Source organism: Pseudoalteromonas aliena (assembly GCF_038155085.1).
Classification (GTDB): domain Bacteria; phylum Pseudomonadota; class Gammaproteobacteria; order Enterobacterales; family Alteromonadaceae; genus Pseudoalteromonas; species Pseudoalteromonas aliena_A.
The window spans coordinates 1-216 of record NZ_JBAKAU010000216.1 but is presented as its reverse complement, the minus strand read 5'-3'; the positions used below and the strand labels follow the sequence as shown (position 1 = coordinate 216).

Annotated in this window: 1 protein-coding gene; it reads right to left on the bottom strand. The window is 36.1% G+C overall.

Annotation, left to right across the window (positions count from 1 at the left end; all coding sequences use genetic code 11):
• Window positions 1-114: 114 nt before the first annotated feature.
• The gene (locus tag V6260_RS19140) at window positions 115-210 is read right to left on the bottom strand and encodes a DUF3470 domain-containing protein (RefSeq protein WP_341595615.1); all 96 of its coding nucleotides are present in this window, start codon (window positions 208-210) and stop codon (window positions 115-117) included.
• Window positions 211-216 lie beyond the last annotated feature (6 nt).

Sequence of the window (216 nt, the reverse complement as noted above, 5' to 3'; positions counted from 1 at the left end):
AACTAATAAGGAGCAACTTAGGCTGGGCATTCTAAATTATTCAGATACATTTGTTAACACCTTGGGGGAAAGAATTAACTTTTTAATAAAAAAAGAGTAACTAATTGTTATGCATTATGTTTCGAGTAGTTTAAGCTTATTGTATATGCCCTTCCATACATAAGCCTCCTTTGGAGCAGGTTTAACCTCTGTAATGCGCGCCCATACCAGTGCAAG